The sequence below is a fragment of the Amycolatopsis sp. Hca4 genome, from assembly GCF_013364075.1.
GTDB lineage: Bacteria > Actinomycetota > Actinomycetes > Mycobacteriales > Pseudonocardiaceae > Amycolatopsis.
In genome coordinates this window covers 8,802,841-8,816,386 of the sequence record NZ_CP054925.1, presented here as the reverse complement: position 1 = coordinate 8,816,386, position 13,546 = coordinate 8,802,841, and the positions used below count along the sequence as shown (strand labels likewise).

At 70.9% G+C, this 13,546-nt stretch carries 14 protein-coding genes; 3 read left to right on the top strand and 11 right to left on the bottom strand.

The annotated features are described in order from the left end of the window. Positions 1-3 precede the first annotated feature (3 nt). The 5 genes from HUT10_RS40145 to HUT10_RS40125 are packed head-to-tail and all read right to left on the bottom strand — an operon-like array spanning position 4 to position 3,253. Positions 4-447: a hypothetical protein gene (locus HUT10_RS40145; protein WP_176175959.1), complete on the bottom strand. Its 444-nt coding sequence runs from the start codon at positions 445-447 to the stop codon at positions 4-6. After that, positions 444-1,571: an ArsA family ATPase gene (locus HUT10_RS40140; RefSeq protein WP_176175958.1), complete on the bottom strand. Its 1,128-nt coding sequence runs from the start codon at positions 1,569-1,571 to the stop codon at positions 444-446. Before HUT10_RS40140 ends, HUT10_RS40145 begins: the two co-directional genes overlap by 4 nt. 3 nt (positions 1,572-1,574) lie before the next feature. Then, positions 1,575-2,009 carry an SRPBCC family protein gene (locus tag HUT10_RS40135; RefSeq protein ID WP_176175957.1) on the bottom strand — a complete coding sequence of 145 codons (435 nt, stop codon included), beginning with the start codon at positions 2,007-2,009 and terminating at the stop codon, positions 1,575-1,577. A gap of 27 nt (positions 2,010-2,036) precedes the next feature. Continuing rightward, positions 2,037-2,831 (bottom strand): metallophosphoesterase, encoded by a 795-nt coding sequence (locus HUT10_RS40130; protein ID WP_176175956.1) that lies wholly within the window; start codon positions 2,829-2,831, stop codon positions 2,037-2,039. 11 nt (positions 2,832-2,842) lie between these two features. Further along, positions 2,843-3,253 (bottom strand): polyketide cyclase / dehydrase and lipid transport, encoded by a 411-nt coding sequence (locus HUT10_RS40125; RefSeq protein WP_176175955.1) that lies wholly within the window; start codon positions 3,251-3,253, stop codon positions 2,843-2,845. Positions 3,254-3,382: 129 nt separating this feature from the next. Here HUT10_RS40125 and HUT10_RS40120 point away from each other — a divergent pair, with 129 nt between their 5' ends. Next, positions 3,383-5,179 (top strand): long-chain fatty acid--CoA ligase, encoded by a 1,797-nt coding sequence (locus HUT10_RS40120; RefSeq protein WP_176175954.1) that lies wholly within the window; start codon positions 3,383-3,385, stop codon positions 5,177-5,179. 94 nt (positions 5,180-5,273) lie between these two features. Further along, a complete protein-coding gene (locus HUT10_RS40115) occupies positions 5,274-5,711 on the top strand; it encodes a hypothetical protein (protein WP_176175953.1) in 438 nt (145 codons plus the stop codon). Between the two features lies 1 nt (position 5,712). Here the strand turns inward: HUT10_RS40115 and HUT10_RS40110 are convergent, their stop codons facing one another. Genes HUT10_RS40110 through HUT10_RS40095 form a run of 4 tightly spaced genes read right to left on the bottom strand, consistent with a single transcriptional unit; the run spans position 5,713 to position 10,186 of the window. Further along, on the bottom strand, positions 5,713-7,074 hold the full coding sequence (locus HUT10_RS40110) for a GH1 family beta-glucosidase (protein ID WP_176175952.1): 1,362 nt from the start codon (positions 7,072-7,074) through the stop codon (positions 5,713-5,715). Between the two features lie 17 nt (positions 7,075-7,091). Continuing rightward, the gene (locus HUT10_RS40105) at positions 7,092-7,976 is read right to left on the bottom strand and encodes a carbohydrate ABC transporter permease (RefSeq protein ID WP_176175951.1); all 885 of its coding nucleotides are present in this window, start codon (positions 7,974-7,976) and stop codon (positions 7,092-7,094) included. A gap of 9 nt (positions 7,977-7,985) precedes the next feature. After that, complete coding sequence (locus tag HUT10_RS40100) at positions 7,986-8,906, bottom strand: carbohydrate ABC transporter permease (RefSeq protein WP_176175950.1); 921 nt, start codon at positions 8,904-8,906, stop codon at positions 7,986-7,988. After that, entirely contained in the window at positions 8,906-10,186 is a 1,281-nt protein-coding gene (locus tag HUT10_RS40095; protein WP_176175949.1) for an ABC transporter substrate-binding protein, read from the bottom strand. The genes HUT10_RS40100 and HUT10_RS40095 overlap by 1 nt, the downstream gene beginning before the upstream one ends. Positions 10,187-10,347: 161 nt before the next feature. Here HUT10_RS40095 and HUT10_RS40090 point away from each other — a divergent pair, with 161 nt between their 5' ends. Then, positions 10,348-11,391, top strand: a complete 1,044-nt coding sequence (locus HUT10_RS40090) for a LacI family DNA-binding transcriptional regulator (protein ID WP_176175948.1) — start codon at positions 10,348-10,350, stop codon at positions 11,389-11,391. Here the strand turns inward: HUT10_RS40090 and HUT10_RS40085 are convergent. Then, positions 11,381-12,487 carry an NAD(P)/FAD-dependent oxidoreductase gene (locus HUT10_RS40085; protein WP_176175947.1) on the bottom strand — a complete coding sequence of 369 codons (1,107 nt, stop codon included), beginning with the start codon at positions 12,485-12,487 and terminating at the stop codon, positions 11,381-11,383. The genes HUT10_RS40090 and HUT10_RS40085 overlap by 11 nt on opposite strands. A 62-nt stretch (positions 12,488-12,549) precedes the next feature. Then, complete coding sequence (locus HUT10_RS40080) at positions 12,550-13,527, bottom strand: ferritin-like domain-containing protein (protein WP_176175946.1); 978 nt, start codon at positions 13,525-13,527, stop codon at positions 12,550-12,552. Between the last annotated feature and the right edge of the window lie 19 nt (positions 13,528-13,546).

The window sequence follows — 13,546 nt, the reverse complement described above, 5'->3', positions numbered from 1 at the left end:
CACTCAGCTCTCCCACTCGTCGCGCCGGCGGACGGCGATGTGCTGCACCCGCGGCGACGGCCGCGGGTCCGCGGGCCGCGGCGCGGGCCGGAACCCGGGCATGTGCACGCCCTCCTCCGGCTCCCAGCGGTCCGCCAGCACCGCGCGCAGCAGGGCCACCAGCTGCGCGAGCTGCTCGGCCAGCCGCGCGACCAGTTCCGGCCGTTCACCGCGCACCACCGCGACGATCGCACACAGCGGACACCAGCCGCACGCCGAACCGTCCGCTTTCGCCTCCTCCGGGGTACCGTGATCGCCGGGGGCTTCGCCACCCGGACCCCCCGAAAAGAAGCTGCCGTGCCCGGCCGCGAGCACCCCCTCGAGCCACGGGGCGGCCTTGTCCGCGACCAGCTCCGCGAGCAGCCGGATCTCCTCCGCCAGCCGCGGCCCGTGTTCCTCTTCGCTCACCCGCGTCCCCGGTTCCCGGCCAGGTGCACGACCAGGCCCTCGGCGTCGGATTCCGCGCCGGTGATCCGGCACGGCCGCAGCGGCTCCGGCAGGGCGATGAGCCTGCGGAAGCCGTCCACGGTGATCGCCAGGTCGTCGTCGACGCGGGCGAGGTCGACCTCGGCGTCCCGCCCGAGCGGGATCGCGACGCGCAGGGTGTACCCGCCGGCGGCGGGCCGCACGCGCAGCAGCGGGGTGACAGGCAAGCCGTGGCCCGCGAGGGGGTCTTCGCCGCGGTAGAGCTCCTCGGCGATCTCCAGCAGCGCGGGCAGCCCGACCGGCTCGACGGCGCGGTGCTCCACGCGGGCGACCGGCGCGATCCCGGCCGCGGCGAGCTCGGCGAGCACGGCGTCCTGCTGGGTCCGGCGGGTGCGCAGCCACGACGCGGCACCGCCGCGCCAGATGCCGGGCGCGGGCATCAGCCGGTTGGCGATCACGCCGTCGACGGCGATGCCGCGCAGAGCCAGGGAACTGAGCGTGCGCCGCGCCTCGGCGACGACCACCCGCTCCGGTGTCAGCACCAGCCGGACCGTCGTCACCGCCGGGTCGGTGAGCAGGGCGCGCAGCCCGTCGAGGTGGGCGCCGAGACGGCGCACGGGGTCGGTGACCCGGCGCCCGAAGACGCGGGTCAAGTAGCCGGAGACGGCTTCGGGCAGGGCGAGCAGCCGCAGCGTCTCGGCCGTCGGGCCGCAGTCGACGACGACGGCCTCCCACGGCCCGTCCTCGGCCAGCCGGCGGACCTCGGTGAGGGCGAGCAGCTCGTCGACGCCGGGCAGCACGGTGAGTTCTTCGGCGTCCAGCGTGTCCAAGCCGGCTCCGGCCAGGACCGACCGCAGCTCACCGCGCAGTCCTTCCCAGGTGGCGTCCACCAGGGTGCGCGAGTCGACCTGCACGCCGGACAGCAGGGCGTCCACTTCGGACGGTTCGGTGCCGAGCGGCCGCGCGAAGGCGTCCCCGAGGGAGTGTGCCGGGTCCGTGGACACGACGAGGGTCTTCCTGCCGCGGGCGGCGAGGGCGGCGCCGGTGGCCGCGGCCAGCGTGGTCTTCCCGACACCCCCCTTGCCGGTGCACAGCAGGATCCGCACGGGCTAGCCCTCGGCCCGCTTCTTGAGCTCCTTCAGCGCGGTGTCCATGACCATCTTCTCGGCCTTGCGGCGCAGCAGGCCGATCATCGGCAGCGCCAGCTCGACCGAGAGCGTGTAGGTGACGCGGGTGCGGCCGCCGAGGTCGGCCAGCGCGTAGCGGCCGTTCTGCGCCTTCTGCATCTGGCCCTTGACCAGGTGCCAGCTGACGCCGAGGCCGTCCGCGTCCCAGTCGTACTCGAGGGTGTAGACGTCCTTGATCGGACCCGCGTCGAGGGTGAGCTTGACCTGCTTGGCCCGCCCCTGGTCGTCGGTGTCGAGGACCTCGGTCTCCCGGACGGCCTTGGCCCATTCCGGGTACGCGGGGAAGTCGGCGATCACGGCCATCACCCGGCTGGGCTCGGCGTCGACCTCGATGGACTGTGTGGACTGCTCGGCCATGGGTCGAAGCGTAGCCGCCGCGGTTGGTCACCAGCGCAGCACGTAGGGCTGCCCGGTCTCCTTGAAGTGACCCACGTTACGGCATTCGGTCAGGCCGACGCGGGCGCGCGCGGACAGGGGCTGGTGCACGTGCCCGAACACCGACCAGCGCGGCCGCTGCGCCCGGATCAGCTCCAGCAGCGCCGTCGAGCCGATCTCGCTGCGGCGCGCCACGACGTCGTAGGTCAGCTCCGGCAGGGCGGGCGGGCCGTGCGTGCAGAGGACGTCCACGTCGGTCAACGCGGCGACGCTCGCGTCGTAGTCCTCGCGAACCCGCAGGTAGGGGCGCCAGGCCGCGCCCTTGCGCGGCCGCGGGACGACGCCGTCGGGCAGCAGCGCGCCACCGACGAAGCCGAACCGCAGGCCGCCGATCTCGGCCACTTCGCCGTCGAGCACCCGGACGCCTTCGCCGGCGAACTCCGGCCAGAGCGCCGGGGTGTCCACGTTGCCGGGCGTGGCGTAGGTCGGTGCGGTCATCGCCGCGAAGAGGGTCGCGTACTGAGCGCGGATGGCCTCGTCGACCGCGGCACCCGGGTCGTCGAGGCTCGCCCAGAGCTCCCGCGAGTAGGCAACGGTTTCGTCACGGGTGCCCTCGCGGCGCAGCCGGGCGAACCCGGCCACCTTCTCCGCGCCGAACAGGGCACCCATGATGCCCTTCTCGTGGTCGTGGTAGTCGACGAAGTCGATCAGGTCGCCGAGCACGACCAGTGCGTCCGCCCCGTCCCCGGCGCGCTTGAGCGCATCGGCATTGCCGTGCACGTCCGAGACGACGTGTACCCGCACCCGTGCTCCCCCTACTCCTCGCCGCGCGGAGGGACGCCGGGCTCGCGCCCGTCCTCCAGGATCTCCTTGAGCCCGAGCGCGATCGCCTTGGCCGCGCGGGCCCGCCGGTCGAACTCCCGGCGCAGGTCGCGCGGCGCCAGTTCACGGGGCGCCCCGGCCGCGTCGGCGGGGGTCGCCCGCAGGAAGTAGTGCAGCAGGGTGCCGTCGAGTACCGGCTCGAGCCAGACCTCCATCGTACCGACGAGCGCGCCCCGCACGGTCCAGCGCAGGCCCTTGTCCCCCCGGTCGGTGTAGACCTCGAGGACCAGGTCGGGCCAGTAGCGCCGCCAGGAGGCCGGTTCGGCGAAGACCGCGGCCACGGTGGCGGGCGGAACGGCGAGGAACGTCTCGTCGACGATGTCGAGGGAGGGTGGCGCGTTCACGGTGCGAAGAATGTCACGGCCTCGCCTCGCGGCGCCGATCAGCATGGTCTTAAGGTGCTCACCACGCTAAGTTGACTGGCGGGTAACAGCGGTGTCACCTGCCGCACGCGTTTGAACACGGAGGTCCACGTGCGCGAATACAGCGCTCCCGCCGGCAAGCCGGTGGCCGACGACGAGAACATGTCCGACGTCGTCTGGGCGAACGCCGAGCGGTTCTCCGACGTGGTGAGCTTCCGCCGCCAGGTCGAAGGCAGCTGGCTGGACGTGACCGCCAAGGAGTTCGCGGCCGAGGTGCTGGCCGTGGCCAAGGGCCTGGCCAAGGCCGGGATCGGCCGCGGCGACCGCGTCGCGCTCATGTCGAAGACCCGCTACGAGTGGACGCTGATCGACTTCGCGATCTGGGCGGCCGGTGCGGTGACCGTCCCGATCTACGACACGTCCTCACCCGAACAGGTGCACTGGATCCTCTCCGACTCGGCCGCGAAGGGCGTGTTCGTCGAGACGAACGCCCACGCCGCGGCGCTCGACGAGGTCCGCGACCGGCTGACCGAGCTGGCCAACACCTGGCAGATCGAAGGCGACTCCCCCGCTGTCGAGGAGCTGTCGGCGCTGGGCGCTTCGCTGTCGGACGACGAACTGCACGACCGCCGCCGCGAGGTGACCGCGGACGAGCTCGCCACCATCGTCTACACCTCGGGCACCACCGGCCGCCCCAAGGGCGTCGAGCTGACCCACCGCAACCTGCTGGCCGAGATCCGCGCCGACATCGAGGCGTTCCCGCAGCTGATGGAGCAGGGCAACTCGCTGCTGTGCTTCCTGCCGCTGGCCCACGTGCTGGCGCGCGCGATCGCCGTCACCGCGCTGACCGCCCGCGTCACCCTCGGGCACACCCCGGACGTCAAGAACCTGGTCGCCGACCTGGGCACGTTCCGGCCGACGTTCGTCGTCGCCGTGCCGCGCGTGTTCGAGAAGGTCTACAACTCGGCGAAGCAGAAGGCCCACGCCGACGGCAAGGGCAAGATCTTCGACGCCGCCGAGGCGGTGGCCGTCGAGTACAGCCAGGCGCAGGACACCGGCGGCGCCGGGCTCGGCCTGAAGCTCAAGCACCTGGCGTTCGACAAGCTGGTCTACGGCAAGCTGCGCGCGGCCCTCGGCGGCCGCTGCGTCGCCGCGGTGTCCGGTGGTGCGCCGTTGGGCGCGCGGCTGGCCCACTTCTTCCGCGGCATCGGCGTCCCGGTGTTCGAGGGCTACGGCCTGACCGAGACGTCCGCGGCGGCGAACGTCAACACCCAGACGGCGTTCCGCGTGGGCACGGTCGGCAAGCCGGTCAACGGCACGTCGGTCCGCATCGCCGACGACGGCGAGGTGCTGCTCAAGGGCGACGTCGTGTTCCGGGCGTACTACAACAACCCGCAGGCGACTTCCGAGGCGCTGACGGACGGCTGGTTCCACACCGGCGACCTGGGCGAGCTGGACGCGGACGGGTTCCTGAAGATCACCGGCCGCAAGAAGGAGATCATCGTGACCGCGGGCGGCAAGAACGTCGCCCCGTCCGGTCTCGAGGACACGATCAAGGCGTCCCCGCTGGTCAGCCAGGCGATGGTGGTGGGCGACCAGCGCCCGTTCATCGCGGCTTTGGTGACGGTGGACGAGGAGTACTTCCCGTCGTGGAAGTCCCAGCACGGCAAGCCGTCTTCGGCGACGGTGGCGGAGCTGGCCGCGGACCCGGACCTCCTCGCGGAGATCCAGGCCGCGGTGGACGAGGCGAACAAGTCGGTGTCCAAGGCCGAGGCGATCAAGAAGTTCACCGTGCTGGCCAACGACTTCACCGAAGCCGGTGGGGAGATCACGCCGAGCCTGAAGCTGAAGCGGAACGTGGTCTCGAAGAACTACGCGAACGACATCGAAGGCCTCTACAAGAAGTAGCCCGAGTTCATGACGGCCGCCTTGAGGAACTTTCTCGAGGCGGCCTTCACAGCACAAAGATCTGAAGATCAGATTCCTCTGACACAATGCCACCATGGATTGGGATACTTGGTCCAAGGTTCTGATCGCAGCACTCGGCACTATCGCCGCCGGCCTCAAGATATGGGAGATGTACCGGGCGCGGCCGGCCCGCCTGAGCGAGCTGAAGTCCTTGATGGACATCGCGAACTTGCTACCGGATGACAGCGAAGCTCGGAGTACGGTCACGAGCCACGTCGAGACCAGACTCGCGTCGTTCGTCAGCGACGAACAGACCAAACGGCGCGAGCCGACAGGGATCGGCCTCGGGCTGCTCTTCATCGTGGGCGGTTGCTGGCTGGTCTACACCGCAGTCACCGCCAGTCCTTGGTGGTGGTTCTTGGCAGCACCCGTACTGATTCTGGGAGTCTCGGGATTCACCCGGGACGTGTCGCGCCGGGAGCGGGATGCACGGGGTCGTCCCCTGAATAGCGGACACTCCCCGGAATCCTGATTCACGGAGTGCGCTGGGCCGTGATGAAGTCGCGGTACCAGCGGTAACTCGCCCTCGGCGTGCGCTCCTGGGTCGCGTAGTCCACGTGGACCAACCCGAACCGGTGCTTGTACCCGTGCGCCCACTCGAAGTTGTCCAGCAGCGACCAGCAGAAGTACCCCCGCAGGTCCACTCCCGCCGCCGCCGCTGCGCCGGCCGCTTCGATGTGGTCGCCCAGGAAGTTGATGCGCTCGTAGTCCGCGAAATCGCTCCGGTCCGCGTACACGCAGCCGTTCTCCGTGATGTACACCGGTGGCAGCCCCGGGTAGCGGTTGTGCAGGCCCACCAACGCTTCCGTCAGGCCCTCCGGCTCCACCGGCCAGCCCATGCCCGTCCGCGGGACGTCCGGCAGGCGGGTCGTGTCCACCCCGATGTCGGTCACCGTCCGCAGGGCCGGGTCCGGCTCGCGGTGCGGGGCGTCCGCCACGTGCAGGCGGTAGTAGTAGTTGACGCCCAGGTAGTCGAGCGGCTCGCCGATGATCGACAGGTCCTCGTCGTGGCGGAAGGCGAAGTCCGAGACGCCGTCGAACATCGCCGGCAGGCCCGGGGCGTAGCGGCCGCCGAACAGCGGGTCGGTGAACTGGCGGCGCAGCAACGTGTCCTGGCGGGCGGCCGCCGCCGCGTCCGCTGCCGAGTCCGTCACCGGGACCGACGGCGACTGGTTGAGCACGATGCCGAACTGGTGGTGCGGCAACGCCAGCGCGCGCATCGCGCGCACCGCCAGGCCGTGGCCGAGCAGCAGGTGGTGGGCGGCCGCCAGCGCGCCGTCGCCCTCCCGTGCCCCGGGCGCGTGGCGGCCTTCGCCGTACCCGGCGACCGCGCACGGGTACGGCTCGTTCAGGGTCGTCCAGTGCTCGACCAGGTCGCCCAGCTCCGCGTGGACCAGGGCCGCGTAGTCGGCGAACCGCGACGCCGTGTCGCGGGACCGCCAGCCGCCCTCGTCCTCCAGTGCCTGGGGCAGGTCCCAGTGGTAGAGCGTCAGGAACGGCTCGATCCCCCGCTCCCGCAGGCCCTCCACCAGCCGCCGGTAGAAGTCGAGGCCGCGGCGCTCCACACTGCGCCCGTCCGGCTGGATCCGGGGCCAGGACACCGAAAACCGGTAGGCGTCGACGCCCAGCCCGGTGAGCAGGTCCAGGTCGTCCGGCCAGCGGTGGTAGTGGTCGGCCGCCGGTTCACCGGTGTCGCCGCCCGCCACCGCGCCCGGCACCGCGGCGAAGGTGTCCCAGATGGACGGTCCGCGGCCGTCCGCGGTGGTGGCGCCTTCGATCTGGAACGCCGAGGTCGCGACGCCCCAGCGGAAGCCGGGCGGGAAACTGGTGGTCACAGTGAGCTCCGGGAGGGTCAGCCCTTGAGCGCGCCCTGCATGATGCCGCCGACGATCTGGCGGCCGAACAGCAGGAACACGATCAGGACGGGGACGGTGCCGATGGTGGCGGCGGTGAGCACGAGCGTGTAGTCGGTGGTGTACCCACTGGCCAGTGTGGACAGTGCGGTTTGGACGGTCGGGTTCTCCGGCACCAGCACCACCAGCGGCCAGAAGAAGTCGTTCCAGGCCTGCATGAAGGTGAACAGCCCGAGCACCGCCGCGGCCGGGCGGGCGGCGGGCAGGGCCACGTGCCAGAACAGCCGCAGCGAGCCGCAGCCGTCCATCCGGCCCGCCTCCAGCAGCTCCAGCGGCAGCGCCCGCTCGAAGTACTGGCGCATGAAGAACACGCCGAACGCGGTGACCAGGCCGGGCACGATCACCGCCTGCAGCTGCCCGGCCCACCCGAAGTCGGCCATCATCATGTACAGCGGGACGACGCCCAGCTCGGTCGGGATCGCCTGGGTGGCGACCACGAGCAGCAGCAGCGCCGTCCGCCCGCGGAAGCGCATCTTGGCGAAGGCGAACCCGGCCAGCGTCGAGAACAGCACCACCGAGACGGTGATCGTGCCCGCGACGATCAGGGAGTTGCCGAGCGCCAGCGCGAAGTCCGTCTCGTCGAAGACGCGGGCGATGTTCTCGAACAGGTGCCCGCCGGGGACGAGCACCGGCGGCACCTTCCCGACCGCCTCCGTCGTCTGCGAGGAGACGACGAACGACCAGTACACCGGGAACGCCGAGCCGGCCAGGATCGCGATCAGCGCGGCGTAGGTCCACGGGCTCGCGACCCGGCGCGCGATGCGCCGGGCCCGCCCGGGTGCCGCCGGCGGCGCGGGCGCGGCCGGGGTCAGCACGGTGGTCATGTCCGCTCCTCAGTCCGTTTGGATGCGCCGGGTCACCAGGTACGACAGGCCCGCGACGAGCATCGTGGCCACGGCCAGCACCAGCGCGATCGCCGAGCTGTAGCCGAAGTCGTACTTGGTGAAACCCTGTTCGTAGAGGTAGAGCGCGGCGGTCTGGAACTGCCGGTCCGAGCCGCCGGTGGCGGCCGCCGTGCCCGGGTTGAACAGCAGCGGCTCGGCCAGCAGCCGCATGTTCCCGGTCGTCGCGATCACCGTGGAGAAGATGATCTGCGGCCGCAGCAGCGGCACGGTGATCCGCCAGAACTGCTGCCACCCCTTGGCGCCGTCGAGGGTGGCGGCCTCGTACATGCTCGACGGGATCGCCTGCATCGACGCCAGGAAGATCAGCGCGTGGTAACCGGTCCAGCGCCACACCACCATCGCCGCGATGGCGGTGTGCGAGCTGGCCGTGCCGGCCTGCCAGTCGACCTGCCCGGCGCCGAACCAGCTCAGCACCCAGTTGACCAGGCCGAAGTCCCGGCCGAACAGCTGGGCGAAGATGATCGTCACCGCCGCCACCGAGGTGATGTTCGGCAGGATCATCCCCATCCGGAAGAACATCCGCCCGCGCAGCCGCCGGTTGAGCAGGTGCGCGATGCCGAGCGCGAACAGGATCTGCGGGATCGTGGTCAGCAGCCACAGGCTGACCGTGTTCCCCATCGCGTTCCAGAAGTACGGGTCGTGGAACAGCAGCTGCTCGTAGTTGCCGAACCCGATGAACTGCGCGCCTTCGGCGTCGATGAGGTTCCGCTTCTGCAGCGACACGAACGCCGTGTACAGCAGCGGGAACAACCCGAAGACGCCGAAGATCAGGAAGTAGGGGCTGATGAAGCCGAACGGCGACAGCTTGACGTCCCACTTCTGCCGCCGCTCGGCGAAGGTGAGCGCCATTACTTGATCTTCGCGACGTCACCGACCAGCTGCTCCCACGCCGCCGCGCCGTCCTGCTTGCCCTGCTCGACGCGCTGCATCGCGTTGCCGAACTCGGTCTGCACGTCGCCGGCCTTGGGGCCCTGGTACTGCGGGTTCAGCTTCTTCGCCGCGTCGGTGAACACCTTGCCGACCGGAGCGTTGTTGAAGAACGGGTTCGTGTAGCCGGTGATCTTCGCGTCGTCGTAGAGCGACGGCACCGAAGGCAGCAGACCCTTGCTGGTGAACACCTTCGCCTGCTGCTCGGGCGCGGTGAGCCACGCGGCGAGCTCGGCGGCTTCCTTGGTGTGCTTGCCCTGCTTGGGCACGGTCAGGTACGAGCCGCCCCAGTTGCCGCCGCCACCGGGCACGGCCGCGACGTCCCACTTGCCCGCGGTGTCCGGGGCCTGGTCCTTGATCTTGGTCATCATCCACGCCGGGCAGGTCACGGTCGCGAACTGGCCCTGGGTGAAGCCGGTGTTCCACTGCGGCGTGCTGTAGAGCAGGCCGGCGCTCAGGTTCGCCTTGACCGCGTCGACCACGAGGTCCCAGCCCTGGCGCAGCGCCGGGTTGCTGCCGACGATGATCTGGTCGTTCTGGTCGTAGTAGCCCTGCGGGGCCTGGCCGACGATCGCGTTGAGCACGGTCGGGCCGCCGTCCATGAACTTGACGCCCTGGGGCGCCTGGGCCTGGAAGCGCTTGCCCGTCTCGAAGAACGCCTGCCAGGTGGGCCAGAGCGCGGAGACGGCGTCGCGGTCTTCGGGCAGCCCGGCGGTCTTGAACATGTCGCGGCGGTAGCAGATGGCCAGGCCGCCGACGTCGGTGCCGTAGCCGATCTGCTGCCCGCCCTTGCCCACCGACGCGGCCCACTTCCAGCCGAGCCAGCGGTCCTTGAGCTGGTCGCCCCCGACGGTGTTGAGGTCGACGAACTTGTCCGGCGTCGCCTTGAACTGGGCGACGTAGCCGGTGTCGATGGCCTCGATGTCCGCGGCGCCGGCGCCGGTGGCCAGGTGCGCGGCGAGGTTCTTGTGGTGGTCGGAGTAGGAAGCGGTCCGCTCGGTGATCTCGATGTCCGGGTGCGCCGCCTGGTACTCCTTGATCAGGTCGGTGTAGCCGAAGTTGCCGAACAGGCCGAGGCTCAGCTTGACCTTGCCGCCGGCGGCGCCGCTGTCCCCGCAGGCGCTCAGCGCGGTGAGCGCGACCAGGGTGGCACTCACCCCGGCGATCAGGCGGATCCGGCGGTTTCTCGTTTTCGGGCGCATGAGATCTCCGTTGTTCTGCGGGCCGGTCGGAAAACGCGGGTCCCATGAGAGCGCTCCCAGCACGGTGCCGTCAAGTAACGAAATGATAAAGCAGTCCGGCGTTTACGCAGTCAGAGATCGTGTGCTACAGATGTAACCGGTTACAAGAACCGGAGGTCGCCATGGTCACCGCCCGCGAGGTCGCGCAGCTCTGCGGGGTTTCCGTCGCCACCGTGTCACGGGTGTTCAACCGGCCCGCCACGGTCAGCGCGGCGACGCGCGAACGCGTCGAACGCGTCGCGCGCGACCTCGATTTCTCGCCGAACGAGTCGGCCCGCGCGCTGTCGCGGCAGCAGTCGGCGATGGTCGGGCTGGTCTGGGACACCGACCACCGGCGGCCCGGCTGGCGGCACCCGTTCCTGCAGGACCTGTTGCTGGGCCTCAAATCCGCGCTGAGCTCACACGGCTACCACCTGCTGCTGCTCGCGACGAGCGACGACGCCCGCGACCGCCACCCGGGCGTGTCACTGGCCGACCCGATCGGGTACGTCAGCATGACCCGGCGCCACCACCTGGCCGGGCTGGTGCTGATCGACAGCGGGACGGACGCCGACGCGTTCACCGCGTTCGCCCAGTCCGGGTTGCCGTGCGTCGCGCTGGACGTCGCCCTGTCGGGCCCGCGGGCGACGCACGTGACGTCGGACAACGCAGGCGGCGCGGCGGAAGCGGTCCGCCACCTGGCGGCGCTGGGCCACCGCCGGATCGCGACGATCACCGGCCCCCGCGGCAACGCCCCGGCGGCGGCCCGCACCGAGGGCTACCGCCGCGGCCTGGCCGAAGCCGGCCTGCCGGTGTCGGAGGATCTGGTGATCGGCGGCGACTTCTACCGCGAGAGCGGTTTCGTCGGCATGCGCCGGCTCCTGGCCCGCAAGGACCCGCCGACGGCGGTGTTCGCGGCCAGCGACGAGATGGCGGTCGGCGCCATGCTGGCGGCCCGCGCGGCCGGGCTGCGCGTGCCGTCGGACCTGGCGGTGGTGGGCTTCGACGACATCGAGGTGGCGTCACTGGTGGACCCGGCGCTGACGACGGTGGCCCAGGACAAGCCGGGCTTCGGCACGGCGGCGGCGGGGGCGCTGCTGGCTATGCTCGAGTCGTCGACGGCACCGGAACCGGTGCTGCTGCCCACGAAACTGGTCGTGCGCGATTCGTGCGGCGCTACACGGTGATCTTCGCGTCCCAGTCGATGTGGTGCGCGTAAACCCAGCCGCGTTCCTCGCCGACGTCGCCGCCCGCGCTCGCCTTCACCAGCTTTTCGACCCGCTCGCGCCGCAGTCCCTCGTACGCCGCGAACGCCGAGGGCGGGTCCGGGAGGTCGCGCAGGCACTGGGCCAGCACGACGCTGTCCTCCAGTGCCATCGACGCGCCCTGGCCCGCCGCCGGGGACGCGGCGTGGGCGGCGTCCCCGGTCAGGACCATCTCGGGGGTCGACCAGACCCGGGTCTCCGGGACGTCGTACGAGTGACCGCCGAAGACGTCGTCGCCCGTGGCGGCGATGATGTCCGCGCAGGGCAAGGGATCGCCGTCGAAGGCCGCGTGCGCGAAGTCGCGCCAGCCCGCCGGGGTGACCGCCGCGATCTCCTCGCGGGGCCGCTCGGTATCCGGGATGCGGGCGAACCAGAACGTGGCGCCGTCCGGGGCCGTGGTGAACCCGAACGCCGCCCGGCTGCCGCGGACCATCCGGTAGATCCCGGGCGCCGACGGCAGTCCCTCCGCCCGCGTGTAGCCGTACACGACGGTCAGCCCCGTGTAGCGGGGCTCGTCCGCCGCCGGGTCGATCAGCCGCCGGACCACCGAACGCAGGCCGTCCGCGCCGACCAGGACATCGCCGGCCGCGGTGGTGCCGTCGGCGAACTCGGCCGTGATCCCGCCCTCGCCCGCCTTCGCGCCCACCAGCCGCTTGCCGCGTTCCAGGGGGACGCCGCGGTGCGCGGCCTCGTCCTGGAGCACGCGGTAGAGCGTGGCGCGGGTGAGAGTCCGCGGTCCGTCGAGGTGTTCGGTGTCGAACTCGGTCCGCCCGACGGTCTCCCCCGTCGGGGCGACGAGCTCGACGCCGTACGCGGCGAACGAGCTGTCGATCACCGGCCGGTCGGCGCCGATCGCGCGCAGGGCGTCCATGCCGTTGTGCATGAGGGTGAGGAACGCGCCGATGTCGTCCCCGCCCGCGGGGTAGGCCTCGTAGACCACCGGCTCGTGCCCGGCGAGCTTCAGCGCCATCGCCGTCACCGTGCCCGAGATGCCGCCACCCGCGACCAGTACCCGCACTTCGCCCCCTCGACTCCGCGTGCCGCCGTCGTAGACGTTACCGTGACGGCGGCACGCGGTGCCTACTTCTCCTTCGCACCACTGGTGGCGATTTCGCCGTTCAGGCCGCGCGGGTAGAAGCCACCCGAAGACACCTTGTCCGGGTTGAGGTAGGCGATGTTGAGCACCCGGTCCGCGGATCGCCCGAACGCGATGCCGTTCGCGTCGGCGGGGACGAGGTTCGCCTTGCCGTCCTTGAGGACGCCTTCGTCGTCGTCGGCCTTGCCGTCGAGGCTGTCGCGGGCGTCGGAGATCTTGTTCGTGATGTCCCCGAGGCCGCGCTCGAAGAGGGCGGACCGGACGATCCCGGCGTGGTAGGCCTCGACGGCCAGAATGCCCGCGGCCGCGTCGAGGAACGTCTTGTTGTTCACCAGCGGGGCCGCGCCCTTGTAGGCGGAGACGCCGACGTCCTCGAACAGGTAGGCGGCGAGCAGGAAGTTGTTCTCGCTGGCGAACGGGTCGAACGTCTGGCCCTGCTTGATCACGCCCGCGGCCTGCATGGCGGCGGTGAAGCTGTTCTGGAAGTCGATCTCCGGCTGCGCGACGGCGGCCTTGTCGAGGGCCTTGCGCAGGAAGTTCACGTGGGCGACCTCGTCGCCGGCGATCTCCTGGACGATCTGCTTCGTGTGCTCGCTCTTGAACTTCACGCCGTGGCCGCCCGAGACCTTGCCCAGGTTGCCGACGCCGTTGACGTACTTCTCGTTCAGGCCGTAGCCGTAGGCGGCGAAGGAGTAGAGGTTCGCCTCGAGGTATTCGAGGTTCAGTGCGAAGTTCAGCACCGCGGCGTCGCTCGCCGCCTCCTTCCCCTTGTCACCTCCCTGCGCTCCGTACTGCGAAGTGGCACCGGCCGAGCCGAGGCCCAGCGACAGCGCCGTGCCGAGCGCACCGGCACCCGCGACGCCGAGCCCCGCCGCTCCCGCAGCCTTGAGGAAGCGGCGGCGGTCGGTCGCGTTCTCCGCGCTGCGCTCGATCAGCTGCTCCGTGTAGCGTTTTCCGAACACCGGGGGACGTCCTCTCGTG

Bases quoted from the DNA above. Each gene is read 5' to 3' on its own strand.
- HUT10_RS40090 (WP_176175948.1), top strand. From the start codon at position 10,348: ATGGTCACCGCCCGCGAGGTCGCGCAGCTCTGCGGGGTTTCCGTCGCC.
- HUT10_RS40115 (WP_176175953.1), top strand. From the start codon at position 5,274: ATGGATTGGGATACTTGGTCCAAGGTTCTGATCGCAGCACTCGGCACT.
- HUT10_RS40100 (WP_176175950.1), bottom strand. From the start codon at position 8,906: ATGGCGCTCACCTTCGCCGAGCGGCGGCAGAAGTGGGACGTCAAGCTG.
- HUT10_RS40135 (WP_176175957.1), bottom strand. From the start codon at position 2,009: ATGGCCGAGCAGTCCACACAGTCCATCGAGGTCGACGCCGAGCCCAGC.
- HUT10_RS40095 (WP_176175949.1), bottom strand. From the start codon at position 10,186: ATGCGCCCGAAAACGAGAAACCGCCGGATCCGCCTGATCGCCGGGGTG.
- HUT10_RS40105 (WP_176175951.1), bottom strand. From the start codon at position 7,976: ATGACCACCGTGCTGACCCCGGCCGCGCCCGCGCCGCCGGCGGCACCC.